This window comes from Streptomyces sp. Y20, assembly GCF_043195475.1.
Classification (GTDB): domain Bacteria; phylum Actinomycetota; class Actinomycetes; order Streptomycetales; family Streptomycetaceae; genus Streptomyces.
The window spans coordinates 1-26,338 of the sequence record NZ_JBIDDP010000005.1 but is presented as its reverse complement, the minus strand read 5'-3'; the positions used below and the strand labels follow the sequence as shown (position 1 = coordinate 26,338).

The 26,338-nt window shown below is 74.3% G+C and carries 24 protein-coding genes and 1 riboswitch; of the genes, 13 read left to right on the top strand and 11 right to left on the bottom strand.

Annotated features, from left to right (window positions below; translation table 11 throughout):
• Nucleotides 1–15 precede the first annotated feature (15 nt).
• Nucleotides 16–2,061, top strand: coding sequence for a DHA2 family efflux MFS transporter permease subunit (locus ACGFT1_RS14320; protein ID WP_373909261.1), 2,046 nt, complete (start codon nt 16–18; stop codon nt 2,059–2,061).
• On the opposite strand, the gene ACGFT1_RS14315 is transcribed toward ACGFT1_RS14320, so the two are convergent.
• Nucleotides 2,039–2,563: a GNAT family N-acetyltransferase gene (locus ACGFT1_RS14315; RefSeq protein ID WP_373909260.1), complete on the bottom strand. Its 525-nt coding sequence runs from the start codon at nt 2,561–2,563 to the stop codon at nt 2,039–2,041. The genes ACGFT1_RS14320 and ACGFT1_RS14315 overlap by 23 nt on opposite strands.
• A gap of 139 nt (nt 2,564–2,702) precedes the next feature.
• On the opposite strand from ACGFT1_RS14315, the gene ACGFT1_RS14310 reads away from it, so the two are divergent.
• The 3 genes from ACGFT1_RS14310 to ACGFT1_RS14300 all read left to right on the top strand — a co-directional run bounded on the left by ACGFT1_RS14310 (nt 2,703) and on the right by ACGFT1_RS14300 (nt 4,791).
• On the top strand, nt 2,703–3,371 hold the full coding sequence (locus tag ACGFT1_RS14310) for a hypothetical protein (RefSeq protein WP_373909259.1): 669 nt from the start codon (nt 2,703–2,705) through the stop codon (nt 3,369–3,371).
• A 5-nt stretch (nt 3,372–3,376) separates the two neighbouring features.
• Nucleotides 3,377–4,135 (top strand): hypothetical protein, encoded by a 759-nt coding sequence (locus ACGFT1_RS14305; RefSeq protein WP_373909258.1) that lies wholly within the window; start codon nt 3,377–3,379, stop codon nt 4,133–4,135.
• Nucleotides 4,136–4,398: 263 nt separating this feature from the next.
• Nucleotides 4,399–4,791 carry a hypothetical protein gene (locus ACGFT1_RS14300; protein WP_373909702.1) on the top strand — a complete coding sequence of 131 codons (393 nt, stop codon included), beginning with the start codon at nt 4,399–4,401 and terminating at the stop codon, nt 4,789–4,791.
• A gap of 30 nt (nt 4,792–4,821) precedes the next feature.
• On the opposite strand, the gene ACGFT1_RS14295 is transcribed toward ACGFT1_RS14300, so the two are convergent.
• Both ACGFT1_RS14295 and proP read right to left on the bottom strand, forming a co-directional pair.
• Nucleotides 4,822–5,493: an O-methyltransferase gene (locus ACGFT1_RS14295; RefSeq protein ID WP_373909257.1), complete on the bottom strand. Its 672-nt coding sequence runs from the start codon at nt 5,491–5,493 to the stop codon at nt 4,822–4,824.
• A 231-nt stretch (nt 5,494–5,724) separates the two neighbouring features.
• Nucleotides 5,725–7,107, bottom strand: coding sequence for a glycine betaine/L-proline transporter ProP (gene proP / locus ACGFT1_RS14290; protein WP_373909256.1), 1,383 nt, complete (start codon nt 7,105–7,107; stop codon nt 5,725–5,727).
• 405 nt (nt 7,108–7,512) lie between these two features.
• On the opposite strand from proP, the gene ACGFT1_RS14285 reads away from it, so the two are divergent.
• A complete protein-coding gene (locus ACGFT1_RS14285; protein WP_373909255.1) occupies nt 7,513–9,567 on the top strand; it encodes a bifunctional glycosyltransferase 87/phosphatase PAP2 family protein in 2,055 nt (684 codons plus the stop codon).
• A 97-nt stretch (nt 9,568–9,664) separates the two neighbouring features.
• Nucleotides 9,665–9,793, top strand: a complete 129-nt coding sequence (locus tag ACGFT1_RS14280; RefSeq protein ID WP_373909254.1) for a hypothetical protein — start codon at nt 9,665–9,667, stop codon at nt 9,791–9,793.
• 7 nt (nt 9,794–9,800) lie between these two features.
• Here the strand turns inward: ACGFT1_RS14280 and ACGFT1_RS14275 are convergent, their stop codons facing one another.
• The 7 genes from ACGFT1_RS14275 to ACGFT1_RS14245 form a co-directional block, all read right to left on the bottom strand.
• Complete coding sequence (locus ACGFT1_RS14275; RefSeq protein ID WP_373909253.1) at nt 9,801–10,214, bottom strand: transglycosylase SLT domain-containing protein; 414 nt, start codon at nt 10,212–10,214, stop codon at nt 9,801–9,803.
• 258 nt (nt 10,215–10,472) lie between these two features.
• Nucleotides 10,473–11,405 carry an ECF transporter S component gene (locus tag ACGFT1_RS14270; RefSeq protein WP_373909252.1) on the bottom strand — a complete coding sequence of 311 codons (933 nt, stop codon included), beginning with the start codon at nt 11,403–11,405 and terminating at the stop codon, nt 10,473–10,475.
• Entirely contained in the window at nt 11,402–13,261 is a 1,860-nt protein-coding gene (locus ACGFT1_RS14265) for an ABC transporter ATP-binding protein (protein ID WP_373909251.1), read from the bottom strand. The genes ACGFT1_RS14270 and ACGFT1_RS14265 overlap by 4 nt, the downstream gene beginning before the upstream one ends.
• On the bottom strand, nt 13,258–14,487 hold the full coding sequence (locus ACGFT1_RS14260; RefSeq protein WP_373909250.1) for a CbiQ family ECF transporter T component: 1,230 nt from the start codon (nt 14,485–14,487) through the stop codon (nt 13,258–13,260). Before ACGFT1_RS14260 ends, ACGFT1_RS14265 begins: the two co-directional genes overlap by 4 nt.
• Complete coding sequence (locus ACGFT1_RS14255) at nt 14,474–15,154, bottom strand: SCO2322 family protein (protein WP_373909249.1); 681 nt, start codon at nt 15,152–15,154, stop codon at nt 14,474–14,476. Before ACGFT1_RS14255 ends, ACGFT1_RS14260 begins: the two co-directional genes overlap by 14 nt.
• Nucleotides 15,151–16,368, bottom strand: coding sequence for a prenyltransferase/squalene oxidase repeat-containing protein (locus ACGFT1_RS14250; RefSeq protein WP_373909248.1), 1,218 nt, complete (start codon nt 16,366–16,368; stop codon nt 15,151–15,153). Before ACGFT1_RS14250 ends, ACGFT1_RS14255 begins: the two co-directional genes overlap by 4 nt.
• Nucleotides 16,369–16,960: 592 nt before the next feature.
• A complete protein-coding gene (locus tag ACGFT1_RS14245; RefSeq protein ID WP_373909247.1) occupies nt 16,961–18,007 on the bottom strand; it encodes a hypothetical protein in 1,047 nt (348 codons plus the stop codon).
• 252 nt (nt 18,008–18,259) lie between these two features.
• Between ACGFT1_RS14245 and ACGFT1_RS14240 the strand changes: the two genes are divergently transcribed.
• The 4 genes from ACGFT1_RS14240 to ACGFT1_RS14225 all read left to right on the top strand — a co-directional run bounded on the left by ACGFT1_RS14240 (nt 18,260) and on the right by ACGFT1_RS14225 (nt 21,800).
• Nucleotides 18,260–18,853, top strand: a complete 594-nt coding sequence (locus ACGFT1_RS14240) for an XRE family transcriptional regulator (protein ID WP_373909246.1) — start codon at nt 18,260–18,262, stop codon at nt 18,851–18,853.
• Complete coding sequence (locus ACGFT1_RS14235) at nt 18,846–19,484, top strand: hypothetical protein (RefSeq protein ID WP_373909245.1); 639 nt, start codon at nt 18,846–18,848, stop codon at nt 19,482–19,484. Before ACGFT1_RS14240 ends, ACGFT1_RS14235 begins: the two co-directional genes overlap by 8 nt.
• Nucleotides 19,484–20,725 carry an MAB_1171c family putative transporter gene (locus ACGFT1_RS14230; RefSeq protein ID WP_373909244.1) on the top strand — a complete coding sequence of 414 codons (1,242 nt, stop codon included), beginning with the start codon at nt 19,484–19,486 and terminating at the stop codon, nt 20,723–20,725. Before ACGFT1_RS14235 ends, ACGFT1_RS14230 begins: the two co-directional genes overlap by 1 nt.
• Before the next feature lie 211 nt (nt 20,726–20,936).
• Nucleotides 20,937–21,800: a tol-pal system YbgF family protein gene (locus tag ACGFT1_RS14225; protein WP_373909243.1), complete on the top strand. Its 864-nt coding sequence runs from the start codon at nt 20,937–20,939 to the stop codon at nt 21,798–21,800.
• Nucleotides 21,801–21,836: 36 nt separating this feature from the next.
• A riboswitch (TPP riboswitch) is annotated at nt 21,837–21,945 on the bottom strand.
• Between the two features lie 149 nt (nt 21,946–22,094).
• Here the strand turns inward: ACGFT1_RS14225 and ACGFT1_RS14220 are convergent.
• Complete coding sequence (locus tag ACGFT1_RS14220; protein WP_373909242.1) at nt 22,095–22,745, bottom strand: TetR family transcriptional regulator; 651 nt, start codon at nt 22,743–22,745, stop codon at nt 22,095–22,097.
• A gap of 217 nt (nt 22,746–22,962) precedes the next feature.
• Here ACGFT1_RS14220 and ACGFT1_RS14215 point away from each other — a divergent pair, with 217 nt between their 5' ends.
• The 3 genes from ACGFT1_RS14215 to ACGFT1_RS14205 are packed head-to-tail and all read left to right on the top strand — an operon-like array spanning nt 22,963 to nt 26,206.
• Nucleotides 22,963–24,381 (top strand): glycosyltransferase family 4 protein, encoded by a 1,419-nt coding sequence (locus ACGFT1_RS14215; RefSeq protein ID WP_373909241.1) that lies wholly within the window; start codon nt 22,963–22,965, stop codon nt 24,379–24,381.
• Nucleotides 24,375–25,139, top strand: a complete 765-nt coding sequence (locus tag ACGFT1_RS14210; RefSeq protein ID WP_373909240.1) for a class I SAM-dependent methyltransferase — start codon at nt 24,375–24,377, stop codon at nt 25,137–25,139. Before ACGFT1_RS14215 ends, ACGFT1_RS14210 begins: the two co-directional genes overlap by 7 nt.
• A complete protein-coding gene (locus ACGFT1_RS14205) occupies nt 25,136–26,206 on the top strand; it encodes a prenyltransferase/squalene oxidase repeat-containing protein (protein WP_373909239.1) in 1,071 nt (356 codons plus the stop codon). The genes ACGFT1_RS14210 and ACGFT1_RS14205 overlap by 4 nt, the downstream gene beginning before the upstream one ends.
• Nucleotides 26,207–26,338: the final 132 nt, after the last annotated feature.

The window sequence follows — 26,338 nt, the reverse complement described above, 5'->3', positions numbered from 1 at the left end:
CCCCGGGAGGTCTCCATGGCCCTGGACACGCACGGCACGGCCAAGGACGTGCACGGCGGCGAACACGTACCGGGCAGCGTGCTGGTGCCGATCGGCGCCCTGCTGCTCGGCCTGCTGCTGGCCGCGCTCGACCAGACCATCGTGTCGACCGCGCTGCCGACGATCGTCAGTGAACTCGGCGGCCTGGAGCACCTGTCCTGGGTCGTCACCGCCTATCTGCTGGCGTCGACGGCCGCGACCCCGCTGTGGGGCAAGCTCGGCGACCAGTACGGGCGCAAGCGGCTCTTCCAGACGGCCATCGTGATCTTCCTGATCGGCTCGGCGCTGTGCGGGGCCGCGCAGGACATGCCCCAGCTGATCGCCTTCCGGGCGCTCCAGGGACTGGGCGGCGGCGGACTGCTGGTGCTGTCCATGGCGATCGTCGGCGACATCGTGCCCCCGCGGGAGCGCGGTCGCTACCAGGGCCTGTTCGGTTCCGTCTTCGGCGCGACCAGTGTGCTCGGACCGCTGCTCGGCGGCCTGTTCACCGAGCACCTGAGCTGGCGCTGGGTATTCTACGTCAACCTGCCCGTCGGCGTCGTCGCGCTCGCCGTGATCGCCGTCGCCCTGCGCGTCCCGCACCGGGCCGCCCGCCACGTCATCGACTACCTGGGTACGTTCCTGATCGCGGCCGTCGCCACCTGCCTGGTCCTGGTCGCCTCGCTCGGCGGCACCACCTGGGCCTGGGGCTCGGCGCGGATCATCGGGCTGGCGGTGCTGGGCGTCCTGCTGGCCGCGGCGTTCGTCGCCGTGGAGCGCCGGGCCGCCGAACCGGTCCTGCCGCTCGGCCTGTTCCGCGTCCGCACCTTCACCCTGTCCGCCGTGATCAGCTTCATCGTCGGTTTCGCCATGTTCGGCGCGATGACCTACCTGCCGACGTTCCTCCAGGTCGTGCGCGGCGTCTCGCCGACCCTGTCCGGCGTGCACATGCTGCCGATGGTGATCGGCCTGCTGCTGTCGTCCACGGTCTCCGGGCAGATCGTCAGCCGCACCGGCCGCTGGAAGGTGTTCCCGGTCACCGGCACCGCCGTCACCACCATCGGCCTGCTCCTGCTGCACCGGCTCGACGAACGCAGCGCGACCGCCCAGATGAGCGCCAGCCTGTTCGTCTTCGGCCTCGGTCTGGGCCTGGTCATGCAGGTCCTCGTGCTCATCGTGCAGAACGCCGTCTCCTACGAGGATCTGGGCGTCGCCACCTCCGGCGTCACCTTCTTCCGCTCCATCGGCGCCGCCTTCGGCGTGGCCATCTTCGGCACGATCTTCGCCGGCCGCCTCGGCGACAAGCTCGCCGACGCCTTCCGGGGACTGCGCCTGCCGCCCGGCGCGACCCCCGACGCGCTCAAGGCCGACCCACGCGGCATCGCCGCCCTGCCGTCCGCGCTGCGCCCGGCGGCCCTGCACGCGTACGCGTCCGCCATCACCGACGTCTTCCTGTACGCCGCGCCCGTCGCCGCCCTCGGTTTCGTGCTGGCCTGGTTCCTGAAGGAGGACCGGCTGCGCGGTTCGGTCACCGCACCGGACATCTCCGAGACCATCCCGCCCAACCCGGTCGAGCGTTCCTCCTACGACGAGGTGTGCCGGGCCCTGTCCGTGCTCGGCACCCGCGAGGGCCGTCGGGAGATCTACCGGGACATCACCGAACGGGCCGGGTACGACCTGCTGCCCGCCGCCAGCTGGCTGCTGCTGCGCGTGCGCCGGTACGGCTCCGTGGAGCCGGCCGTGCTCGCCGAGCGCAGCCCCGTCCCGCTCGCGGCGGTCATGGCCGCCGCCCGCCAGGTGGAGGAGCGCCGGCTCGCCGAGCGCCGGGGCCTGGAGCTGGTGCTGACCGGCACGGGCCGCGAGGCCGCCGAACGGCTCACCGGGGCCCGCGAGGAGACCCTGGGCGAGTTGCTCGGCGACTGGTGGCAGCCGGGCCGTTCCACCGACCTCGCGCAGCTGGTCCGGGAGCTGACCGGCGAACTGTGCGGCGCCGAACGGGAACGCCCGCACAACGGTACGGTCACGAAGGCCGGGGCCCGCTGAGGGGCTCGGCCGGGACCAGCTCCTTGCGGAACCAGTGCTCGGCGTACGGCTCGTCGTTGTGCGGGCCGGTCTCGGTGTAGCCGAGCCGGGCGTACAGGGCGCGGGCCTCGACCAGGTCGCCGCGGGTGTCGAGGACGATCCGCCGGGCGCCGAGGGCGCGGGCCGCCTCCTCGGCGGCGGCGACGAGCAGCGCGGCCCCACCCCGGCCGCGCGCCCCCTCCCGCACGAAGACCCGGGTCAGTTCGGCCGTGTCCGCGTCCAGCAGCCGTACGCCCGCCGACCCGGCCGGTGTGCCCGCGTACCTCCCGACGAGCAGCCGGCCCGTGGGCGCGGCGAGTTCGGCGCCCGGGTGGGCCGCGATCTCCCGCTCCAGCTCGTCCGGGTCGGTGCGGTGCCCCTCGTGCAACAGGTACCAGCGGTCGCTGACCTCCGTGTAGTACGCCCGCCACAGGGCGGCGGCGGCCGGGGAGTCGTACGGTTCCGGAGCGATCGTCCATGTCATGCCGGCCATTGTCGGCAGGGGTCCCTCACCCTCGGCAACCGGATATGCGCGACGGCGCGCGGAGGCCGTTTGTGGCCCGGGTTCCGGGTCACACGAAGGATGAACCGGCCAGCGGGGCCGGTCCGATCGGAAGGCAACCATGTCCACAGGCCTGATCATCGCGTTGGCCGTGATCGTGGCGGTCGTGGTCGTCGGGGCGCTGGCCCTGATCGCGCGCGGCCGCGCACGGCACGGCGGGCCCGACCTCAAGCGGCGCTTCGGCCCCGAGTACGAGCGGACCGTGGCCCTGCACGACGGGGACCGCAAGGCGGCCGAACGGGAGCTGACCGGGCGCCTCGAACGCCACGGCGCGCTGCGGGAACTGCCGCTGGACCCCGCCGAGCGGCAGCACTGGGCGGAGCGCTGGACGGCCGTCCAGGAGCGTTTCGTCGACTCCCCGCGCGAGGCGGTGGCCGACGCCGACCGGCTGCTCGCCGAACTCGCCGCGGTGCGCGGCTACCCCTCCGGTGAGCGGTACGAGCAGCAGCTCGAAGCGCTGTCCGTGCACCACGCGGAGAACGTCGACGGCTACCGCCGGGTGCACCGGGCCGCGCAGACCGGCACCGGCACGGCCGAGTCCGACGCCGGGACCGAGGAACTGCGGTCGGCGCTGCTGCGTGCCCGAGCCCTCTTCGACGACCTGACGAGCACGGAACCGGGCCGGCACCGCGCCTCCGCCGGCACGGACCACCCCGGGACGACCGGCACGCAGTCCCACGCCCGGTCCCACACCCCGGTGCTCCACCGGAGCCGACCCGAGGAGAGCTGAACAGCATGCCGGACAGGACGAGCGGTACGAGCGGTACGGACGACGACCGGCGTTTCACCCGCACCCCGGCGGACGCGGGGGTGCCGGCCGGCGAGCAGGCGCACCACGACGAGTGGGCCCCCGGGGACGCGGCACCGGGCCACCGCACACCGAGAGAGGCCCTGCCGCAGGAGCGGCTCCCCGGCGAACCCGCCCCGGACGAGCACGCGGGCGGCCGGCTTCCGGGCTCGGCCGGCTCCGGCCGGGAGGGGCTGACGGCCGACGGCAGCACCCCGCGGAGCACGGCACAGCCGGCACCGGGACCGGACACGGCAGGACTCGCCACGTCCGGGGCATCCGTGCCGGGGCACGGCACCGAGGGCCTGCGTCCCGGTACGGAGGACCTGGGCACGGAAACACCCGGCACCGGCCCCGGCACCGCCGGCACCGGCACGGACGGGACATCCGGCGCGCCGGCCGCGTCCGGCACCGGCGTGGACGCGCCCCTGCTCCCGCACGACGAGGCGGACCGGTGGGAACAGCGGTTGCGGGAGGTGGCCGCCGGGTTCGTGGACGAGCCGAAGGCGGCCGTCGAGGAGGCCGACCGGGCGCTGGAGGAGATCGCCGCACGGTTCACCGAGGCGGTGACGAAGCGCCGCCGCACCCTGCGCACCTCCTGGGAGGGCGGCGAGGACCGCGGCCCCGGGGCCGGCAGCGACACCGAGCAGCTGCGGCTCGCCCTGCGCGACTACCGGGAACTGGCCGGACGCCTGCTGCACGGCTGACTCCGGTCCTTCCCCCTGGCGGCAGCCCTGCGCTGCCGCCATTCGCATGCCGCCCGCTCGACGCCGTACGGCGCCCGGTCCGGCGGCGGCGGACCGGGCAACGGCCGGCATCCCCCGGACCCGACTGCGTTCGCCGCGGCGAGGGGTGGCTTTCGCTCGGTCATGAACCCATTGTGCCGGACGGGACCCCGCCGGGCGTTTTATCATGCGGCGGCGGTACGGCGATCCGCCCACCGCGTCAGGACGTTGCAGGGGGAACGCTCCTGCTCGAACTCACCATGGCCACCGTCTCCGGGGAGGACGCGGGCGCCACGGCCGGCATGGCGATGGCCGAAGCGCCCAGCGAGCCCGGTGCCGTGCTGCGGGTCGGCCGCGACGGGACCGTGTGCCGGCTGGGCACCCCCGAGGACTGGCTGTTCGTCTCCCGGGTGCACCTGGAGTTCCTGTGCGGCCCCGAGGGTGCCTGGCAGGTGACGTGGCTGCGCGGCTCACAGCCCGACCCGGCGTCCGAGGTCCGGGTCACCGTCGGGGAGTACGCCCAGCCCGTCGGCTACGGCGCGACCGTGGTGCTGCCGTACGGCGGGTCCGGCGAGGTCGTCATCCAGGACCGCACCGCACCGCGCAGTGTGAACGTGGGCTTCTACCACGAGCCGTGAGGCGGGTGCCGGCGCATCGCGTCCCGGCGGTCAGCCCAGCACGTGGGCCAGCGCGAAACCGTCGTAGCCCTTGCTGCCGACGGTCTGGATCGCCGTACCGCTCAGTCTCGGGTGCGTGGCGATCAGCTCGATCGCCGCGCGGGTGCCCACCACGTCCGGCTCGGTGCTGTCCGCGTCGGCCACCCGGCCGCCGCGCACCACGTTGTCCACGACGATCAGGCTGCCCGCGCGGGTGAGCCGCAGCGCCCACTCCACGTAGTGCCCGTTGTTGGCCTTGTCGGCGTCGATGAACACCAGGTCGAAGGGGGCCGGGTTCTCGTCGGCGAGCTTGGGCAGCGACTCCAGCGCCGGACCCACCCGCACCTGCGCGATCCGCTCCAGGCCCGCGCGGGCGATGTTCCGGCTCGCCACCTCGGCGTGCTTGGCGCTGTACTCCAGCGACACCAGCCTGCCGTCCTCGGGCAGGGCGCGGGCCAGCCAGATCGTGCTGTAGCCGCCGAGCGTGCCGATCTCCAGGATGTTGCGGGCGTTCTGGAGCCGGGCCAGCAGGTGCAGGAGCTTGCCCTGCGCGGCCGTCACGCCGATCTGCGGCAGCCCCGCGGCCTCACTCTCCCGCAGGGCCGCCCGCAGTGCCTCGTCGTCCGGTGAGAGCCGGCGGATGAAGTAGTCGTCGACGTCGTCCCACAGCTGCGACCCGCTCATAGCGCCTGGTGCCTTTCCCGAGTGTCGTTCCCGAGTCTTCCCCGGACTGCCTGCCCCTGCCCACCGGATGATCCAAGCACAGAACCCCGCACCCCCGAAGGGGCACGGGGCTCCGCGCGCCTCGGAGGGATGCGGGAACCCCGCACCCCCGAAGGGGCGCGGGGAACCGCGCGACGAGCCACGACGCGGCCGCACCCGGCGAGCGACCGCAACCCCCGCATGTGCGGACGGTTACCGCTCCTCCACCGCCGGCGCGGACCCCGGCAGCGGCCGGCCCGCGGACTCGGACATCCGCCACACCGCGAACCCGCCCACGACGGCCGCGGCCATCATGTAGTACGCCGGCATCATCATGTTCCCGGTCAGCCCGATCAGCGCGGTCACGACGAGCGGGGTCGTCCCGCCGAACAGGGACACGGACACGTTGAACCCGATCGACAGGGAGCCGTAGCGCACCCGGGTCGGGAACAGCGCGGGCAGCGCGGCCGGCATGGCGGCCGTGAAGCAGACCAGCAGCAGACCCAGCGCGCCCATGCCGAGCGCGACGGCGACCAGGCTGCCCTGGCGGATCAGCAGCAGCGCGGGGACGGACAGGAGCAGGAAGCCCGCACAGCCCGCCGCGATCACCGGCCGGCGGCCGACGCGGTCGGTCAGGGCGCCCGCGAACGGCTGGACGATCATCATCAGGGCCATCACGCCGAGCACGACCAGCAGGCCGTGCGTCTCGTCGTACTTCAGCTCACTGGTGAGGTAGCTCGGCATGTACGACAGCAGCATGTAGTCGGTGACGTTGAAGACCAGGACCAGGCCCATGCACAGCAGCAGCGCCTTCCACTGGCCCGCGACCATCTCGCGCAGCGGCACCTTCGGCCGGGCGGCCTCCGCCTTCTCGACCTCGGCGGCGAACGCCGGGGTCTCCTCCAGGCGCATCCGCAGGTACAGGCCGATGATGCCCATGGGGCCCGCGATCAGGAACGGGATCCGCCAGCCCCAGGAGGTGAGGTCGTCGGACGAGAGCAGCGCGGTCATCAGGGTGACCAGGCCCGCGCCGCCGATGTAGCCGGCGAGCGTGCCGAACTCCAGCCAGCTGCCGAGGAAGCCGCGCTTCTTGTCCGGGGCGTACTCGGCGATGAACGTGGTGGCACCCGCGTACTCGCCGCCGGTGGAGAAGCCCTGCACGAGCCGCGCGGCCAGCAGCAGGAGCGGCGCGCCGACGCCGATCGTGGCGTACGACGGGATCAGGCCGATCGCGAACGTGCCCGCGGCCATCATGATCATGGTGACGGCGAGGACCTTCTGCCGGCCGACGCGGTCGCCCAGCGGGCCGAAGACCATGCCGCCGAGCGGCCGGACCAGGAAGGCCGCCGCGAAGGCGCCGAAGGTCGACAGCAGCTGCGCGGTCGGGTTGCCGGACGGGAAGAACACCTTGCCCAGAGTGACCGCGATGTAGCTGTAGACACCGAAGTCGAACCATTCCATCGCGTTGCCGAGCGCCGCCGCCTTCACGGCGCGCTTGACGAGTGCGGGGTCGGTGACGGTGACATCACCGGTGTCGCGGGCCGTGGTGGCCCGTCGTGCCTTCAGGGGCGGGTTGACGGCTGTGACGGTCGCCAAGACGGAGCTCGCCTGCCTTTCGACGGGGACGGGGGACGGACCCGGACGGCGTCGCTGACGTACGACGGGCCGAAAAACGACCATAGAGGCATATCCGCCCCTTACGTACCGTGCGCGGATCGGTGCAGCATGCAGTTAAAGGCCGGATACGCAGGTACTCCTGCCCCCTGATCAGCCGCCATTCCGCCTGACCGGTGTGATCCTTGTCGCGCCCCCGGCATGCAACCGAGGGTCACCGGGACGGCCGTCCGGACTGCCGTCTTTTGGACAAAAGACGATCGACGTCAGGTGAAGGGGAGGTTTCCCGCGTCCCCCTGCACGGGGTCTGAAAGCCTCCTGGGAGGCATGGAGGGGGCCCGGCGCGCAGGACGCGCCCGGGACGACGGGGCGGGAGGCCGGCGAGGCGTGGCGAACGTGCGGCACAGCGGGCGATCGACGGATGCCTTCGCGGAAGCGGCGGCCGGAACGCGGCTGCGCGCCGCCCAGCTCGCCCTGTGGGTGATCGCCGCGATCCTCGCCGTACGGCAGATGACGGTCGTCCTGACCACCCCCAGCGGCGAACGGCTCACCGATCTGGAGACCTGGGTCGGCCCCGAGGGCGTCCTGCACGTGAAGGGCTCGATCTACGACTCCACGAGGTTCACCGGCACCCCCTTCGGCGGCCTGGTCCTCAAGCCCCTCACCCGGTCGGCGGAAGCCGCCCTCGGCTGGGGCTGGACCTTCGGCACCCTGCTGCTGGTCGTCACCCTCGGCGTGGTGGCCGCCCGCGCGCTGCCCCAGCCGGTCAGCCGGCGCACCTCGCTGCTGGCCGCCCCGGTCGCCATCAGCCTCCTCATGCTGTCGCTGCCGGTCCGCAGCGCGCTCTGGCTCGGCCAGACCAGCATCATCCCGGTGCTGCTCGTCCTGCTCGGCTGCTTCACCGTCCGCGGGCAGCGCGCGAGCGGCCTGTGCCTGGGCCTGGCCGCCGCCCTCCAGCCGACCGTGCTGCTCTTCGCCCCGCTGCTGTGGTTCACCGGCCGCCGCCGGGCCGCCCGCAGCACGGCCGGCACCTTCGCCGCGTGCACCGCGCTGGCCTGGGCGGCGCTGCCGCACGACTCCGCGACCTACTGGGTGCACCACATGGCCGGCGTGGGACTCGGCGGCAAGGCCGACGGCCTCGCCAACCAGTCCCTGCACGGCGCCCTGCTCCGCCTCGGCCTCACCGGCCCCCTGGAGATCGCCCTCTTCCTGCTGCTCGGTGCGGCCGTCGCCGGTCTCGCCCTGCGCCGCGCCGTCCGCTACGCCCACGACGGCCAGCTCCTGCTCGCCGTGGCGGTCACCGGCTGCGCCGCGGTGGCCGTGTCCCCCACCAGCTGGCAGCACCAACTGCTGTGGGTGCTGCTCGCGGTGGTCGGCCGGGTGGGCAGGCGGGCCTCCGACCGGTACGTCTGGCCGGTCGCGGTGATCCTCGTGACCACGCTCCCGGCGCAGATGATGCTGCCGGACATGCCGGTGCTGTACCCGCTGCGGGACGACCTCGTGCTGCTCGCGGCCCTGGCCGCCGCCACGGCCGTCCCTTTCCTGTCCCGCACCTCGCCGCACTACCAGGTCCCGGTCCCGACCGAGTACGCCCCGCGGCCCCCGGCCCGTTTCCGCCGCGTCGCACCGCTGCCGGCCCTCCGCCGGGTCCTCACCCGCCCCAACCTCCTCCTGGAGCTGCTCCTCATCCGGGTCACGTACGCGTCCTACCAGCAGGTACGGCTGGCCGCGACGGGCGGCACCAACGCCGGGGGCCGTGCCACCGCCGAGCACCACGGCCGCCTGGTCCTCGCCGCCGAGCGCTTCCTGCACATCGACATCGAGCACGCCGTCAACCACGCCGTCGTGAGGGTCGGCTGGCTGCGGGGCTTCTTCGACTCCTACTACGAGTCCTTCCACTTCATCGTCCCGCTCACCGTCCTCGGCGTCCTGTACTGGCGCCGCCCGGTCGACTACCGCTGGGCCCGCGCCTCCCTCGGCTTCGCCACCTTCTTGGCCCTCATCGGCTTCTGGCTCTTTCCCCTCGCTCCGCCCCGCCTGATGCCGGCCCTGGGCATCATCGACACCGTCCACGGCGTCCAGGACTTCTCCCAGCCGGACTACGGCACTCTGACCGCCCTCACCAACCAGTACGCCGCGATGCCGTCCCTCCACTTCGGCTGGTCCCTGTGGTGCGGGATCGTCATCGCGGTCATCGCGCCGAAGCGGTGGATGAAGGTTCTGGGCCTGCTCCACCCCCTCTTCACCATCTCGGCCATCGTTGCCACCGGCAACCACTGGGTCCTGGACGCGGTCGGCGGCGCGGTGGTGGTCGGCGCGGGGTTCGGACTGGACCGCCTCCTCCTGGGCGCACGCGCATCTGCCGTGGCCGCGGACCGGGCTGTGCACGAGTCCCCGGCGTCACACCCGGGTGCTGTCCGCACACCTGGGCGCCGTAGCTGAGTCTGCGCGGGCACGCCTGCGGCTGGGAACCCGACGTGCCGGTGCGGCTGTACGCGGGCAACCGCGACACGGACGTGCCCATCGGCAACGCCCGGACATGCGCGCGCACCCTCGCCGTCCGGGGGCGAGGGTGCGGGTGCTGGAGGTGGGGCCTGTCGACCACTTCGGGTCGGAGCGGGCGGCCCTGGCCGGGGTCGCCCGCTGGTTCAGCGGTGCGACCGCGTAGGGGTGGCTCAGTACCAGCCGTTGGCCTGCCAGAAGTTCCAGGCCTGGGCGGGGCTGCCGTAGCGGGAGTTCATGTAGTCCAGACCCCACTTGATCTGGGTGGCGGGGTTGGTCTTCCAGTCGGCGCCGGCGGAGGACATCTTCGAGGCCGGCAGGGCCTGGACCAGGCCGTAGGCGCCGGAGGAGCTGTTGGTGGCGCTGGGGTTCCAGCCGCTCTCGTGCTCGACGATCCTGCTGAAGGCGTTGAACTGCGCGGCGTCCGGGATCATCTTGTGCGCGATCGCCTGGGCGGAGGAGCCCGAGGAGGGAGCGGCCTGGGCGGGCGCCGCGGTCAGCGCCATGCCGGCGGTGGCGGCGGCCAGGGCGACGGTGGTGAGGGCCTTCTTCGGGGAAGCGACGCGACGGATGAAGGAGACGGACACGGAGAAACCTCTTCGGTGGGGGACGGTGGATCACCCGCATGGGAAGGACCACGCGCTGTGGCCGCATGCAGCGGCGCCGCGGCCCGGGTGGGCTCGTGGCGCCTGGCGACGTCCTCAAGAGAAACAGGCGGGAAACGAGTCCGCAATGACCCCTTTTACTAGTTGTGGCCGGATCCGCCCGTGTGGCCTGCTCTGTGGCGTGGGTCTCAAAGCGCAGGTCAGGAGGGGTGCATGGAAGGATGTATCGGACAAATGGGACTACGGCCCAGGGTCGTAGGTGACCTGCGTCATGTGGGGTGCTTCACCGTCCCGCTCACCGTGCGGACGCGGTGCCTCACCCACCGGGACCGCCGGTTGTGACGGCGGTCTCGCGCCGGGGGCGTCGAATGTGACCGCCGTCTCGAACGCCGCCCGCCGCGTGGCCCGGCGCAGGGCACGCAGCACCGCCGGGCCGAGGGCGAGCGTCAGCACCACCGTGCACACCGCCCGGCCCAGGTCCCAGCCGAGCGAGGTGGCCAGGCAGTACGCGACGAAGCGGGCCAGGTTGGCGGCGACCGGCGCGTCCGCGTCGAAGGAGATGCCCGAGACCGCCGCACCCATGAACGGCCAGCCGGCCAGGTTCATGACCGTGCCGTACGCGAAGGCCGCCAGGAAGCCGTAGGGGGCCAGCACCGCCAGTTCGGCGCGCCCGCGCAGGCGGACCGCCCCCGGGAGCAGGCCGGCGCCCATCGTGAACCAGCCCATCGCCAGCATCTGGAACGGCAGCCACGGCCCCACCCCGCCCGTGAGCAGGGCGGACGCGAACATCGTCACCGAGCCCAGCGCGAACCCGAAGCCCGGGCCGAGCACGCGCCCGCTCAGCACCATCAGGAAGAACATCGGCTCCAGCCCCGCCGTGCCCGCGCCGATCGGGCGCAGCGCCGCACCCGTCGCGGCCAGCACTCCCAGCATGGCCACGGCCTTCGGCCCGAGGTCCGACTCGGAGATCGTCGCCGCCACGACCGCCACCAGGAGCAGCAGCAGGCCGGCGAACAACCACGGCGCGTCCTGGGCGTGCGCGCTCAGCCCCGAGCCGGGCGGGGCCAGGAAGGGCCAGCCGAAGGCCACCACACCCACCGCGCCGGTCAGCGCGAGCGCGGCGACGGAGCGGGGGCCCAGGCGGACGGCACGGACCCGCGGGGCACGGCTCATGCCAGGGCCTCCCGCACCTCGGACACCGTCAGCCACCGCTGCGGGGCCAGGATCTTCGTCACCTGCGGGGCGAACGACGGCGACGACACCACGATCTCGGCCGTCGGACCGTCGGCGATCACCTCGCCCTCGGCGAGCAGCACCACCCGGTGGGCCAGCTCGGCGGCCAGCTCCACGTCGTGCGTGGCCAGTACGATCGCGTGCCCCTCGGCCGCCAGAGTGCGCAGGACGGCCACCAGACGGCCCTTCGCCGCGTAGTCCAGGCCGCGCGTCGGCTCGTCCAGCAGGATCAGGGAAGGCCGGGCGGTCAGCACGACGGCCAGGGCCAGCGCCAGGCACTGGCCCTCGGACAGGTCCCGGGGGTGCGTGCCGTCCGCGATGTCCGGCAGCAGCCCCGACACCAGCGCCCGGCAGGTGCCGGGTGCCGCGCCCGCGTCCCGGTCGGCCGCCGCGCACTCGGCGGCCACCGTGTCCGCGTACAGCAGGTCGCGCGGCTCCTGCGGGACGAGACCGGCCTTGCGGACGAGGTCCCGGGGCGAGGTGCGGTGCGGGACGGCGCCGCCGACGGTGACCGTGCCCGTACCGGGCGCCACGAGCCCGACGAGCGAGCCGAGCAGGGTGGACTTCCCGGCACCGTTGCGGCCCATGAGGGCGACCGTCTCACCCGGGGTCACGGTCAGGTCCACCCGCCGCAGCGCGTGGACACCGTCCCGGCGCACGGAGAGCGCACGGACCTCGGCGACAGGCGCGGCCGGCGGCACCGGCCCGGGGGAGGGGCGGCGGCGGAAGAAGGGACGGCGGGCGGGTCCGGCGGGTGCGGGGTGCCGGGACCGGGCGGGGACGCCGGTGGCGGCCGCGGTGGACCCGGCACCGGTGGTCCCGGCACCGGCCGTGCTGATGCCGGTGGTGCTGGTGCCGGTGCTGGTGCTGGTGCCGGTGGTCCCGGCACCGGCGGCGGCGGTGGACCTGGTCCCGGCACCGGTGGACCCGGTCTCGGCACCGGCGGCGGCGGTGGTGGTCTCGGTCGCCGGCCCCGTCGCGGCGGTCAGGCGGGCGCGCAGGCCGGCCGCGCGGCGGCGTGCGTCCCGGACGGTCAGGGGGAGCGGGGACCAGCCGGCCAGCCGCCCCAGGCCCACCACCGGCGGGAACACCGGGGACACGGCCATCACCTCGGCCGGGGGACCGACGACCGGAGCCGCACCGGGCGCCGGCAGCAGGACGGCCCGGTCGGCGTACTGGATCACCCGCTCCAGCCGGTGCTCGGCCATCAGCACCGTCGTCCCCAGGTCGTGCACCAGCCGCTGCACCACGGCCAGCACCTCCTCCGCGGCGGCCGGATCCAGCGCCGACGTAGGCTCGTCCAGGACCAGCACCCGCGGATGCGGGGTGAGGACCGAGCCGATCGCGACCCGCTGGCGCTGCCCGCCGGACAGTGCGGCGATGGGCCTGCCCCGCAGCCCGGCCAGGCCCAGCAGGTCGAGGGTTTCCTCCACCCGGCGCCGCATCACGGCCGGGGCGAGCCCCAACGACTCCATACCGTAGGCGAGTTCGTCCTCCACGGTGTCCGTCACGAAGTGCGCGAGCGGATCCTGGCCCACCGTGCCGACCACGTCGGCCAGATGACGCGGCCGGTGCGTACGGGTGTCCCGGCCGGCCACCGTGACACGCCCGCGCAGGGTGCCGCCGGTGAAGTGCGGCACCAGCCCGCTCACCGCGCCCAGCACCGTCGACTTGCCGACCCCGGACGGACCGGCGAGCAGCACCAGTTCACCCTCGGGCACCTCGAAGTCGACGCCGGCGACGGTGGGGCGGGCCGCACCGTCGTACGTCACGCTGACATCCTCGAAGCGGATCACGACGGCTCCCTGGGGACGACGAAGGCGGGCAGCAGGGCGAACAGGACGGCCGCGGCGGGCCAGACCGGAAGCCCGGGGGCGACCAGGGGCACGACCCCCGGGTGCAGCGGCCCCGGATCACGGACGGAGGCGAGCGTGAGCAGCGCGGCCACTACGGCGCCGGAGCCCGCGACCAGCCAGGCGCGCGCATCCCACGGGTCCGGGCGGTACCGGGTCCGCGGGGAGCGCCGGCCGCCCAGCCGCAGGCCCGCGAGCGCGGCGGCGGCCCCGGCGCACAGCACCGGGACACCGTACGTGCCCCCTTCGGCCGTCAGCAGCCCGTACGTTCCCGCGCACACGCCCAGCAGACCACCGAGGGTGAGCGCGGCCGTCGTACGGCGGACCCGGGCGGGAACCTCGGCGGTACGGCCGTAACCGCGCGCCTCCATCGCGGCGGCCAGCGCCACCGAACGCTCCAGCGCACCCTCCAGGACCGGCAGTCCCACCTGGAACAAACCACGCACACCCCGGTCCGGACGGCCGCGCAGGCGACGGGCGGCCCGCAGCCGCTGGACGTCGGCCACGAGGTGCGGCGCGAAGGTGAGCGCGACGACCACCGCCACGCCCGTCTCGTACAGCGCGCCGGGCAGGGACTTCAGGAGCCGGGCCGGGGATGCCAGCGCGTTCGCCGCGCCGACGCAGACCAGCAGGGTGGCGAGCTTCAGTCCGTCGTACGCGGCGAAGACCACCGCCTCCGCGGTGACCCGGCCCCCCAGCCGGATGCCCTGCGCCCAGTGCGGCAGCGGGACCTCGGGAAGGGTGAGAAGCGTGTGCGTGCCGGGGACGGGGGAGCCGAGCGCCACCGCGAAGAGGAGCCGGACGAGGACGACGGCGAGCCCGAGCCGCGCGAAGGCGGCGTACGAGCGGGACCAGGGCGCGGACGAGCGGTGCGTCGCCACGACGTAGCCGGAGGCGGCTATGAGAAGGGCGAGGAGCAGCGGATTGGTGGTACGGCCGGCAGCGGCCCCCAGCCCGAGAGCCCACCCCCACCAGGCCCCGGGATGCAGAACACCCCTACTGGGCCCCGACGCCGACCGCACCTCCCCGGGAACACGCCCCACCACGCCGCCCCCACCGGAGGCCGAGGCCGACCCCGACTCCTCAGGGGCGCGGGGAACCGCGCGACCGGCCACGACGCACCCGCACCCACGAGACGCCCCGCACCCTCCGGTCTCACCCGGAGTCATCGCGCCGCCGCTTGGTCCGCCACACCGCCGCCCCCGCCAGCACGGCGACCACCGCCACACCGGCCGGCAGCCCCAGCGAGGGCCCGCCGTCGGACGAATTCCCGCCGTCGGACGAGCTCCCCCCGTCGGACGACGACCCGCCCCCGGCGGAGGTCTGCTCCCCGCACCCCTTGCGCGGATACCCGCCGATCGCGCACAACAGGGCGTTGGCGTCGTAGCGCAGGGGCTTCGCCACGGCGGCCAGCGCATCCGCCGCCGTCGCGTCCGGCGACACCCGCGCGCAGGCCGTACGCGGCGGCGGCGGAGTCTCACCGGACGGCGCGTCCGACGCCGTACCGAAGTCCAGCACCAGTCCCACCCGCTTCGTACCGGACTTCGCGGGCGTCCCCGCGCACACCGCGGCGAAGTCCGCCGTACCGCGCGGCCGGCTCGCGTCCGCGGAGTCCGCGCTCACCGCGAACCGGAAGCCCTGCACGCTGCCGTCGCCGGGCCGGACGGACGCCGGGCCCTGCGTGGCGTACGCCCAGTGGCCCCCGGTGCGCTCCCAGAACGACCAGTAGCGGTAACCGGTGGCACCGGCCTGCCCGGCGGAGCCGAACAGGAGCGCCGCGGCGACGAGCACCGGCACGGTACGGCGGACGGCCACGGTACGGCGGACGAAGGTCACGGCTGCCGCTTCTTCCGGCTGCTCAGCAGGAACCCGATGCCGATGCCGGCGACGAGACCGACGCCGACGATCCACCAGACGCCGGTCTTCGAGTCCTTCTCGTCGGACGCCGACGGGTCCGCGGCGGAGTCCATGTGCGGGGCCGGCCCGAGCGCGTTGAGGGAGCGGACCAGGCTGGTGCCGCCGAAGTCGCCCGGCTGTTCCCCGACGGCGTGCGCGGCGAGGATGAGCTGCGCGTACGCGGCCGGGCCGCTCTGCGTCGCCCACTGGCCGGCGTTCTTCTCCAGCCAGGCGTACGCCGTGCGGGCGGCGCCGGTCCGGCCGTCCGCGGCGAGCGCGACGACGGCGTCCGCGGTGTTGCCGAAGTCGGGCCGGTCCTTGGCGCCGGGCAGCGTGGACCGCAGATGGCCGGTCTTCGCGACGGCCGCCGCGAGGTAGGCGCCGGCGTTGTCGGCCACCTGCGCCCGGCCGAGGTGGCCGGCCCCGGTGCAGGCGTCCTTCGCCGGGGCCTTGCCGGCCCGGACCACGAAGCCCTTGCCGAGGGCGCCCAGCAGGCCGGCCGCCGTCGCGTCCGCGTTGGCGAGCAGCTTGCCCTTCTTGTCCGTCTGGAAGGCGAGGGCGCCCCCGCCGTCCTGGTCGCAGGGGACGGACCAGGCGGGCAGCGGGTCGTAGGGGGAGCGGCCGGACTTGCGTACGTCCGCCGGGTCCGTGCCGGCGGCGGTCAGCGCGCCGATGACGACGGAGGTGGAATTGGTGTCGCTGGGGTCACCCGGGTAGTAGCCCCAGCCGCCGTCCTTGTTCTGCACGGACTTCAGCCAGTCGACGGCCTTGCCGGCCGCGGCGCCGCGTCCGCCGACCGCCGAGAGGGCCTGGACGGCGGCGGCGGTGCTGTTGGTGTCGAGCTTGACCTTGCCGTCGCAGGCCGTGCCGGGCGTGGCGCGGAACGCGGCGAACCCGCCGTTCGGGCACTGCTGTCCGGTGAGCCAGTCCACGGCCGTGGCGGCGGGGCGGTAGCCGACGGTGCGCTGGGCGATGAGCGTGAGGGACTGCCGCCACACGCCGTCCCACGTCGGGTCGCCCTTGCCGTACAGCCCGGACGGAACCGTCACCTCGGGGGACGGCGCGGACGGGGACGGGCCGGCGGCCGTGGCGGGCGCGGCGGCGGCCAGCACGCCTACGGCGGCGAGGGCCGCGGCACTGCGGCGGACGTTCATGGTCGGCGACTGCCTCTCCTGCGGGGAGCCGGCAGCGCGCGGGAGAACCCCCGGGCGGCTCGGCTCCGTAGAACTCGACGGTGCCGTGCGCGGCGGGCCGCCGGCGCACGGGAGCCGGTCAACGTCCCGTCCGGGGCGGTCCGGCGCACCGTCGGACGACGGTTCACGGACAGGGGTGTCCCCTGCCCGGGCCAAGTCGGGGGCGTGGGAAGGGCCTACGCCGGAATTGCACCGGCTTCCCCCCGTACGGGTGTGATGACGACCCCGCCACTGTACCGGCCGCCCCCCGCGGGCCGAGGGGTGGCCGTGGGCACACGGTCCCGGTGACCGGGGTCACGGGCGGGACGGCCGCGACGGCCGCGCCGAGACGGGGGCCGGGGCCGGGACGGCGGCGCGGGCTGTTGCAGAGGGCGGGCGGCGTCCGCGCGAGCGCGGTGCGGACGGACACCCCGCCGGGCCCGACGGACGGCAGACCCGACGGACAGCAGGCCCGGCAGACGGCGGACCCGGCAGACGGCAGAGACGGCATGCGCCGGGCCCGGTGGGCGCACCTGACGGTCCGTGAACCTACGGCAGCCCGGGGCTCGCCCGGCTACGCCGCGTACGTGTTCGCCGTCGGGGTCACCGTCGCGCTCAGGTGGCGGGCCATGCGGCGCAGTGCCTCCTCGCACTGCGCGGGGTCCTCGCCCGTGGCGACCCAGTGCGCGAGCCGGTCGGTGACGTCCGCGTGGGCGGCGGCCGTCACCAGGTCACCGGCCCGCCGGGTGAGGACCATGCGTTCGGCGGACGGCTCGTGCGCGGCGTCCGGGCCCAGGCGGAGGTCGGTCAGGCGGCCGGTGGTGGCCGGGTAGGCGAACTGGACGGCGGCGGCCTGCTGCCGGGTCGGGGTCAGTTCGGGGAGCCGGCCGGTGGCCAGCGCAGCGGCGGCCCGGGCGAGGCCGACGCCGGTGGCCTGTTCCACGAGCAGCGGGACCAGGTCGCCGGGCAGGTGCGGGGCGACGCCCGTGATGCGGGGGCCGCGGTCGGTCAGCCGCAGGGTGAGGTGCGCGACCGTGTGCGTGAGCCCGAGCGCGCGGACGGTCCGCTCGACGCACTGGCGCAGGAACCGGTTGTGCAGGAGCCCGTCGTGGGCGTGGACGCAGTGCCGCAGCGCGCGGCGGGCGGGCGCCGGGCCCGTCGTCGTACGGGTGAGCGCGACGATGCGGATCTCGTCGTCGAGGACGACGGTCTCCGCGGACACGAGCGGCCCCTCTGTGTCCTCGGGTCCGGCCGGCGCGACCCGGTGCCGCAGCAGCAGCGCCCGCAGCGCGGCGGGGTCGGCGCAGGCCGCGGCCGTCTCGTAGGGCAGGCCGGGCAGCCCCAGCCGGGCGGCGACGCGCGCGGCCGTCACCAGATGCTCCGCGGACCAGGTGAGCAGGCCGCCGACCGGGTGCCGGGCCGCGTACCGCAGCACCGCGTCGGCCGTCTGCGCCTCGCGGGCCGGGTCGGCCGCGAGGTGGCCGGCCAGATACGGGCGCGCCCAGGCCGGCGGGTCCGGGTCGACCAGGATCACCGGGTGGACCGCGGCGATCCGCGCCAGCACGAACTCGCCGCACGCGTCCCCGTGTCCGGCCCCCAGGAGGAGGACGGGCTGCGCCATGGGTGCCTGGTCCTTCCTCGACGGCGAAGGCGGACGAGAAACACCCCGGGTGCCGCTCCCCCATCGGCGGCACCCGGGGCGGGTCAGATCTTGCTCTCTGTGCAGTGATCCTCACCCACCGCACCCTCAACTGTCAACGATAGCTGCGTACTTCCGCAGGGAGTGTTGTCACGTCTGGTAGGTGCACGGGCTAGCCGGTAGCCTCGCGTCAGCTCAGCCGCCGAACGGACGACACGCCCAGGGGGGACCTCGGTGAGTGACGCCTACGCCTCGCTGGCCGAATTCCTCGACCGGCTCGGTGAGTTGACCGGCCGACCGGGCCGCCTGCCGGAGGTCCTCGACGTGGCCGGCCTCTCGTACCGCACCGGCATTCCCGCAGCCACCGTCGTCGAACTCCTCAGCGGCGGCCGGGTGTCCGAGCCGTGTCTGGCCCAACGAGTGCGCCAGCGACTCGACTTCATACGGGAGACCCGACGCAGGCCCGACGGCAAGCGGTACTCGCTGGACGAGCTGGCCCGGATCGCCGGGACCAGCCGGCAGTGGTTGAGCGAATGGCGCAAGAGCGGCATGCCGAGCCTCGAACACGCCGACCGGTTACGCCGGTTCTTCGGCCTGCCCGCGGGCTTCTTCACCGCGGACGGACCGGAGGCGCTGCACGAGGCGCTGCAACCGGTGCTCCAGAGCCTGGAGGCCGAGGCCGACCCGCTGCTGCGGCTGCGCGAGAGCGGACTGGTCCGGCTGGCCGCACGCGCGCCGCAGATGAACGCCCGGCAGCTCGCCACCCTGGCCGACCTGGCCGAGATGATCATCTCCTCGGAGCGGGCGAAGGACACCGGGCGTGCCTGAGCGACCCGCCCGCTCCCGGAAGTCCCCGGCGCCCGCGGCCCGCCCGCGGCCGGCGGACTCCCCGCCGTACGCGAAGTCCCCCAAGCGTTTCCTGGACCAGCTCGTGCGCGACACCGTCCGCGCCCTCACCCCGCCCACGGAACCGAAGGCGTTCCTGCACGCGCTGTGCGCCACGCTCAGCCCCCGCCTCGACCGCCCGGTGCGGCTGAGGTTCGTCGCCTTCCCGGCCACCCTGGACGTCTCCGGGGTCACCCTCGCCCGGGACGAGGAGTACCTCGTCCTGGTCGAGGAACGCGCGCCCGAACTGCACCAGTTCGTCATCGCCGGGCACGAGATCGGCCACGTCCGCTACGGCACGCTGGACGTGCACTACCCGGCCGGGCTGCCCGCCGCCGCACGCCGGCTGCTCTCCCGGGCCGAGGACGACATCCCCTGGGAGCAGGTGGTCGCCACGGCCACCCGCTCGCCCGCCGCGCCGGCGGCCGAGGCCGAGTGGGAGGCCGAGGAGTGCGGGCTGCGCCTCGCGGCCAAGTTCTCCAAGGTCGTCGGACCGGGCGCGGCGGGCCCGACGACCCAGGACACCCTGACCGGCCGGCTGTCCTCCTCACTGGGCAACATCGGCGGCCCCTGATGCGCTGGGACCTCGCCGGCTGTCTCGCCGCCTACGCCGTCCCGGCCGTCCTGCTCGGCGTGGCCTTCGTGATCAAAGTGCCGCTGCTGCGGCGCGCCTGGCAGGACCCGATCCTGCGGGCCACCGCCCTGCTGCTGGGGATCGGCGCGGTCGTCTTCGCCTCGCTGCCGCCGGCCGGCCTGCACGGCATCAACGAACTCACCGGCATCCCCAACTTCGCCGGTCTGTGGGTCTACTCGCTGCTGACCGTCTACTGCGGCGCCTGCCTGTGGCTCATCATCACCTGGCGCGAGCCGCCGTCCGCCGTCCGCCGCCGGCGCACCCGGCTGGTCTGGGTGACGTACGCCGTGATCATCGTCGGCCTGTGGACGACGTTCCTGCTCGGCGACCACCATGTGGAGCGGGTGCGGGACCTCGACACCTACTACGCCGGCACACCCTGGATGCGCGAGTTCGTGCTGCTCTACCTCGTCGCCCACCTGGTGTCGGCGCTGGTCGCGGCCGGGATGCTGTGGGCCTGGTTCCAGGAGGTGGAGGAGACCTGGCTGCGCCGGGCGGTGATCTTCCTCCAGGAGGCCTACGCCCTCGGGCTCCTCTTCGACCTGGCGAAACTCGCGGCGATCGGCGCCCGGTGGAGCGGCCGGGACTGGGACTGGCTGTCCACGTACGTCGCCCCGCCCTTCGCCATCGCCGAGGCCGGCCTGGTGGCCGTCGCCTTCATCGCCGGGCAGGCCGGGCCGCTGGTGGCGGAGCGCCGCCGGCTCGTGCGCACGTACCGGCGTCTGAAGCCGCTGTGGCAGATCATGCTGACCGTCAGCGCGCCGGCGGCCCCGGCGACCGGCCGGGTCAGCGGTGCCGCCCTGCGCCTCGAACTGCGTCGGGCCGCCATCAACGACGGCCTCCTGAAGCTGGCCCCGCACCTCAGCGGAGCCCGGCGCGTACGGACCCTGCGGGCGGCGATGGCGGCAGGCCACCCGGAGTGCGTGGCGCGGGGCATCGCGGCGGCGGTGGACATCCTCGTCGCCGCAGAGCTGCTGCACGCACCACGGGAGGGGGACCGCCCGCCGCCGACCGGACCGACCGCCCCCGCCTGCGGTTCCGGCACGTCAGGGCCCACCGCCCCCGCCTGCGGTCGCGGTGAACTGGAGTCCGTCGCCCACGCGCTGCGCTTCCACGCCACCGAGGTCGAGGTATTCCGCCGCCGGACGGCCGCCACAGAGGGCCTGACCACCCGCGCCTGACCCACCCGGCGCACCGGCCGTACCGCCCCACCACCGCCCGGCGAGCCCCGCGGGCCCGACCGGCCAGGGCGCCGGAACCGCCGGGGTGGCCGGAGGTTCTCCGGGCGCTGCGGGGTTGCCCGGGGGCGGTGTCACCCCGGGGGCGGAGGGCCGGAGGAGCGGGGTAGGCTCCTGCGTTTCGACGGGTACCGACCGGGGTGGGGAAGACAGCGTGCGCAAGTCCGAGGCCGAGCAGCTGATCGAGCGGGCGTACCAGGCGTGGGACGCCGAGGAGTGGCTGACCGCCGCCGGTCTGCTGGAGCGGGTGCTCGCCCACTTCCCCGACGAGGAGCCGAGCGGGGTGTGGTGGTACGACGCCGCCCTCTGCCACAAGTTCCTGCGCAACTGGGCGAAGGCGTACGAGCTGGGCCGGGAGGCCGCCGCCCGCGCCCCGCGCGGTGAGGGCGACCCGGCGTTCTGGAACCTGGGCATCGCGGCCACCATCCAGCGCGACTGGGTCACCGCGCGCCAGGCCTGGGAGGGGTTCGGCATCACGCTCCCGGAGGGTGAGGGCGCGATCGAGGCCCGTCTCGGACCGGCCTGCGTACGTCTGGACGCGGGCGGCGAGCGCGAGGTCGTGTGGATCGACCGGCTGTGCCCGACCCGGGGCCGGGTGATGAACGTACCGGTGACCGGTGGCCGCCGCTACGGCGAGGTCGTCGTGCACGACGGCGAGCCGACGGGCCGCCGGGTGGTCGACGGCCGCGAGTACCCGGTCTTCGACGAACTGCTGCTCTTCGAGCCCTCCGGCCTGCCGACGCTCACGGTGACGGTGCACGCGGCCGAGGCCGCCGACGTCGAGGCGCTGGTCGAACTGTTCGGCCGGCAGGACTACGGCGCCGATCCCGCGAGCAGCTTCGACCTGCTGTGCTCCTGCTGCAGCACGGGCACGCTCGAGCGGAAGCGGAACACCCACGCCGGCACCCAGCGGGTCTCCCTGGCCGCGCCGCCCGAGGAGGCCCGCCGCCTGCTGGAGGAGTGGGCCGGCCGGCAGGCGCCCGCCCGGAGCTGGAAGGGGCTGGAACCGGCCGGCTGAGCGGCACCCGGCACAGTCACTGCACCGGGCGCACGGAAGGACCTACGAGACGGGTTCCCTTCGCCGGTATGGTCCGGATCAGGTTCTGGGGGTCGCCGTCCGGCCCGGCTGCTGCCGTTCGGCCTCTCAGCCCCACCGTCGCTGTCGGCCCCGGCGGATGCCTGTGCGTCTCGCCGTAGTCGGCTACTCCGGTTGGACTCCCTCACTCGCCTCGTAGGCTGTTATCAGCATAGACCCGTCAACGGTCCCAGAACCTGTCATTTCGCACCATTCGCCAACAGTTCGGGTGGTGGGTCAGGCGGCGGGCTCCGTCAGGTCGATCAGGCGGCACACCGTCCCGAGGTCGGCCTCCACCTGGGCGACGGAGGCGCGGCCGGACAGCCAGGTGGTGAGCGCCGAGTGCCAGGTGTGCTCGATGACCCGGACCGCGGACAGCTGTCCGGGCGTGGGTGCCGCCAGCCCCGTCGCGTCCAGGATGATCGCGGTCGTCTGCCGGGAGACCTGCTCGACCTCGGCCGAGACGCCGCGGTCGGCGAAGATGAGGGCGCGGACCATCGCGTCCGCCAGGCCGGGCTCGCGCTGGAGGGCGCGGAAGGCCCGCATCAGGGTCTCGGTGACCCGCTCGGCGGCCGTGTCACCGGTGGGGGGGCTCTCGCGCAGGGTGCCGTGCAGGTGCTCCAGCTGGTCCTGCATGGTGGCCACGAGGAGATGCACCTTGGAGGGGAAGTAGCGGTACAGGGTGCCGAGGGCCACCTGGGAGACTTCGGCGACCTCACGCATCTGCACGCCGTCGAACCCGCCCCGGCCGGCCAGATGGGCGCTGGCGCGCAGGATGCCGCGCCGGCGGGCCTCCTGCCGTTCGGTCAGGGGTGCGGGTGCGGCTCCCCGCCCGGGCGGGGCGGGGAGCTCGGCGGACGGACGCGGGGTACGGGCTTCGGCGGGCATGGGTACCGTCCGTGACAGTCGGTGAGGTCGTCTGCGGGGCTCGTGATCAGCCAGCATGGCAGCGCCGCGCGCCGTGGCGCGAATCACCTGATCCACTGCTCACCGCGCTCCTACCTGCCGGTAGATTCAGAGCCTCCTGAACGATCAAGTCTGAAACATGTTCTAGATTATCTCCCGTCGCGGTGTCGCGGGCAGTGCAGGCAGAAGGGGGCACGGAGTGACCGCTGAGGCCCGGGAAGCGGGTGCCGGCCAGGAACCCGCTGCCGGTGGGGGTCCCTCCCGCCCGAGCGCGGCCGGGGGCGGGGAGGAGCGGCCGCTCCGCATCGCGCTCCTCACCTACAAGGGGAACCCGTTCTGCGGGGGACAGGGCGTCTACGTACGGCACCTCTCGCGCGAGCTGGCCCGCCTCGGCCACCGGGTCGAGGTCATCGGATCGCAGCCGTACCCCGTCCTGGACGAGGGCTACCCGAACCTCGCCCTCACCGAGCTGCCCAGCCTCGACCTCTACCGCCAGCCCGACCCCTTCCGCACCCCCGGACGGGGCGAGTACCGGGACTGGATCGACGCCCTGGAAGTGGCGACCATGTGGACCGGCGGTTTCCCCGAGCCGCTGACCTTCTCGCTGCGTGCCCGACGCCATCTGCGTGCCCGCCGCGGCGAGTTCGACGTCGTCCACGACAACCAGACCCTCGGCTACGGCCTGCTGGGCGACATCGGTGCCCCCCTGGTGACCACGATCCACCACCCCATCACCGTCGACCGGCAGTTGGAGCTGGACGCGGCCGGCACCCGGCAGCGCCGCTACTCGGTGCGCCGCTGGTACGCGTTCACCCGCATGCAGAAGCGGGTCGCCCGCCGCCTGCCCTCGGTCCTCACCGTCTCCGGCAGCTCCCGGCAGGAGATCGTGGACCACCTCGGCGTCCGTGACGACCGCGTCCACGTGGTCCACATCGGCGCCGACACCGACCTGTTCGCGCCGGACCCCGCCGTGCCCGAGGTCCCCGGACGCATCGTCACCACCTCCAGCGCCGACGTGCCCCTCAAGGGCCTGGTGTTCCTCGTGGAGGCGCTCGCCAAGCTGCGCACCGAGCACCCGGCGGCCCACCTCGTCGTCGTCGGCAAACGCCCGCAGGAGGGCCCGGTCGCCCAGGCGGTCGAGCGGTACGGCCTCCAGGGCGCCGTCGAGTTCGTCAAGGGCATCTCCGACGCCGAACTGGTCGACCTGATCCGCTCCGCCCAGGTCGCCTGCGTGCCCTCCCTGTACGAGGGTTTCTCGCTGCCCGCCGCCGAGGCCATGGCCACCGCCACCCCACTGGTCGCCACCACCGGCGGCGCGATCCCCGAGGTCGCCGGCCGGGACGGCGAGACCTGCCTGGCCGTACCGACCGGTGACGCGGACGCCCTCGCCGCCGGTCTCGGCCGGCTGCTCGGCGACCCGGCGTTGCGGGCCCGGCTCGGCGCGGCCGGCCGCGAGCGGGTGCTCGAACGCTTCACCTGGGCCCGGGCCGCCGAGGGCACCGTGGCCCGCTACCGCGAGGCCATCGCCCGCTCCGGCGGCCCCCGCCCCCGGCCGCAGGACCCCGGCCGCCCCGCGGCCACCCCCGGCGTCTACACCGAAAGCAGGGCCACGTGCTGACCGTCGACTTCTCCCGGTTCCCGATCGCCCCCGGCGACCGTGTCCTGGACCTCGGCTGCGGGGCCGGCCGGCACGCCTTCGAGTGCTACCGGCGCGGCGCCCGGGTCGTGGCGCTGGACCGGAGCGCCGAGGAGATCCGCGAGGTCGCCAAGTGGTTCGCGGCGATGCGGGAGGCCGGGGAGGCCCCCGAGGGCGCCACGGCCACCGCCATGGAGGGCGACGCCCTCGCCCTGCCCTTCCCCGACGACTCCTTCGACGTCGTCATCATCTCCGAGGTGATGGAGCACATCCCCGACGACAAGGGCGTGCTCGCCGAGATGGTCCGCGTGCTCCGCCCGGGCGGCCGCCTCGCGGTCACCGTGCCCCGCTACGGCCCCGAGAAGGTCTGCTGGACGCTGTCCGACGCCTACCACGAGGTGGAGGGCGGCCACATCCGCATCTACCGGGCCGACGAACTGGTCGCCAAGGTCCGCGAGTCCGGCCTGAAGCCGTACGGCAGCCACCACGCGCACGCGCTGCACTCGCCGTACTGGTGGCTGAAGTGCGCGTTCGGCGTGGACAACGACAAGGCGCTGCCGGTGCGGGCATACCACAAGCTGCTGGTCTGGGACATCATGAAGAAGCCGCTCGCCACCCGCCTCGCCGAGCAGGCCCTGAACCCGCTCATCGGCAAGAGCTTCGTCGTCTACGCCACCAAGCCGCACCTGCCGCGCCTGGCCGGCGCCGGTACCGAGACCTCCGAGGCGGCCGCCAAGTGACCACCCCCCGGACAGAACACCTCGTCCTGCCCGGGGTCCTCACCGCCGAGCAGGCCGCCGCGACCGTCCGCGGCATCCTCGCCGTGCAGCGGGAGGACGGTGCGCTCCCGTGGTTCCGCGGGCACCACCTGGACCCGTGGGACCACACCGAGGCCGCCATGGCCCTGGACGCGGCCGGCGAGCACGAGGCCGCCGAGCGGGCCTACGACTGGCTCGCCCGGCACCAGAACGAGGACGGCTCCTGGTACGCCGCCTACGCCGACGGCGCCCACGACGACGTCACCGACCGGGCCCGCGAGTCCAACTTCGTCGCCTACATAGCCGTCGGCGTCTGGCACCACTACCTGTCCACGGGCGACGACATGTTCCTGGACCGGATGTGGCCGACCGTCTACGCGGCCATGGAGTGGGTGCTGCGGCTCCAGCAGCCCGGCGGGGAGATCGGCTGGCGCCGCGAGGACGACGGCACGCCGGCGACGGACGCCCTGCTCACCGGCAGCTCCTCCGTCCACCACGCCCTGCGGTGCGCGCTCGCCATCGCCGAGGAACGTGAAGAGCCGCAACCCGACTGGGAGCTGGCCGTCGGCGCGCTGCGCCACGCGATAGGCCGGCACCCCGAGCGCTTCCTGGACAAGAACCGCTACTCGATGGACTGGTACTACCCGGTCCTCGGCGGCGCGCTGACGGGCGAGGCGGCCAAGGCGCGCATCGAGGAATCCTGGGACCGGTTCGTCGTCCCCGGCCTCGGCGTGCGCTGCGTGGTCCCCAACCCCTGGGTGACCGGCGGCGAGTCCAGCGAACTCGCCCTGGCCCTGTGGGCGGTGGGGGAGTCCGACCGCGCCCTGGAGATCCTCCAGTCGATCCAGCACCTGCGGGATCCGGACAGCGGCCTGTACTGGACGGGCTATGTCTTCGACGACGACGCCGTCTGGCCGCGCGAGCTGACCACCTGGACGGCGGGCTCCCTGCTGCTGGCCGTCGCCGCACTGGGCGGCCACGAAGCCACCTGCGCGGTCTTCGGCGGACAGTACCTGCCGGCCGGCCTGGCTCCCGACTGCTGCGACTGACCCGTACCGGCCGCGGCCCCCCCCCCCGGGGGGGGGGCGCGCGACGGGGCCCCACCCCTTCCGGGAGGGGCCCTTGGCCGTTCATCCGGCTACCACCGGTACACGCTGTACACCGGCATGCACGACTTCGTG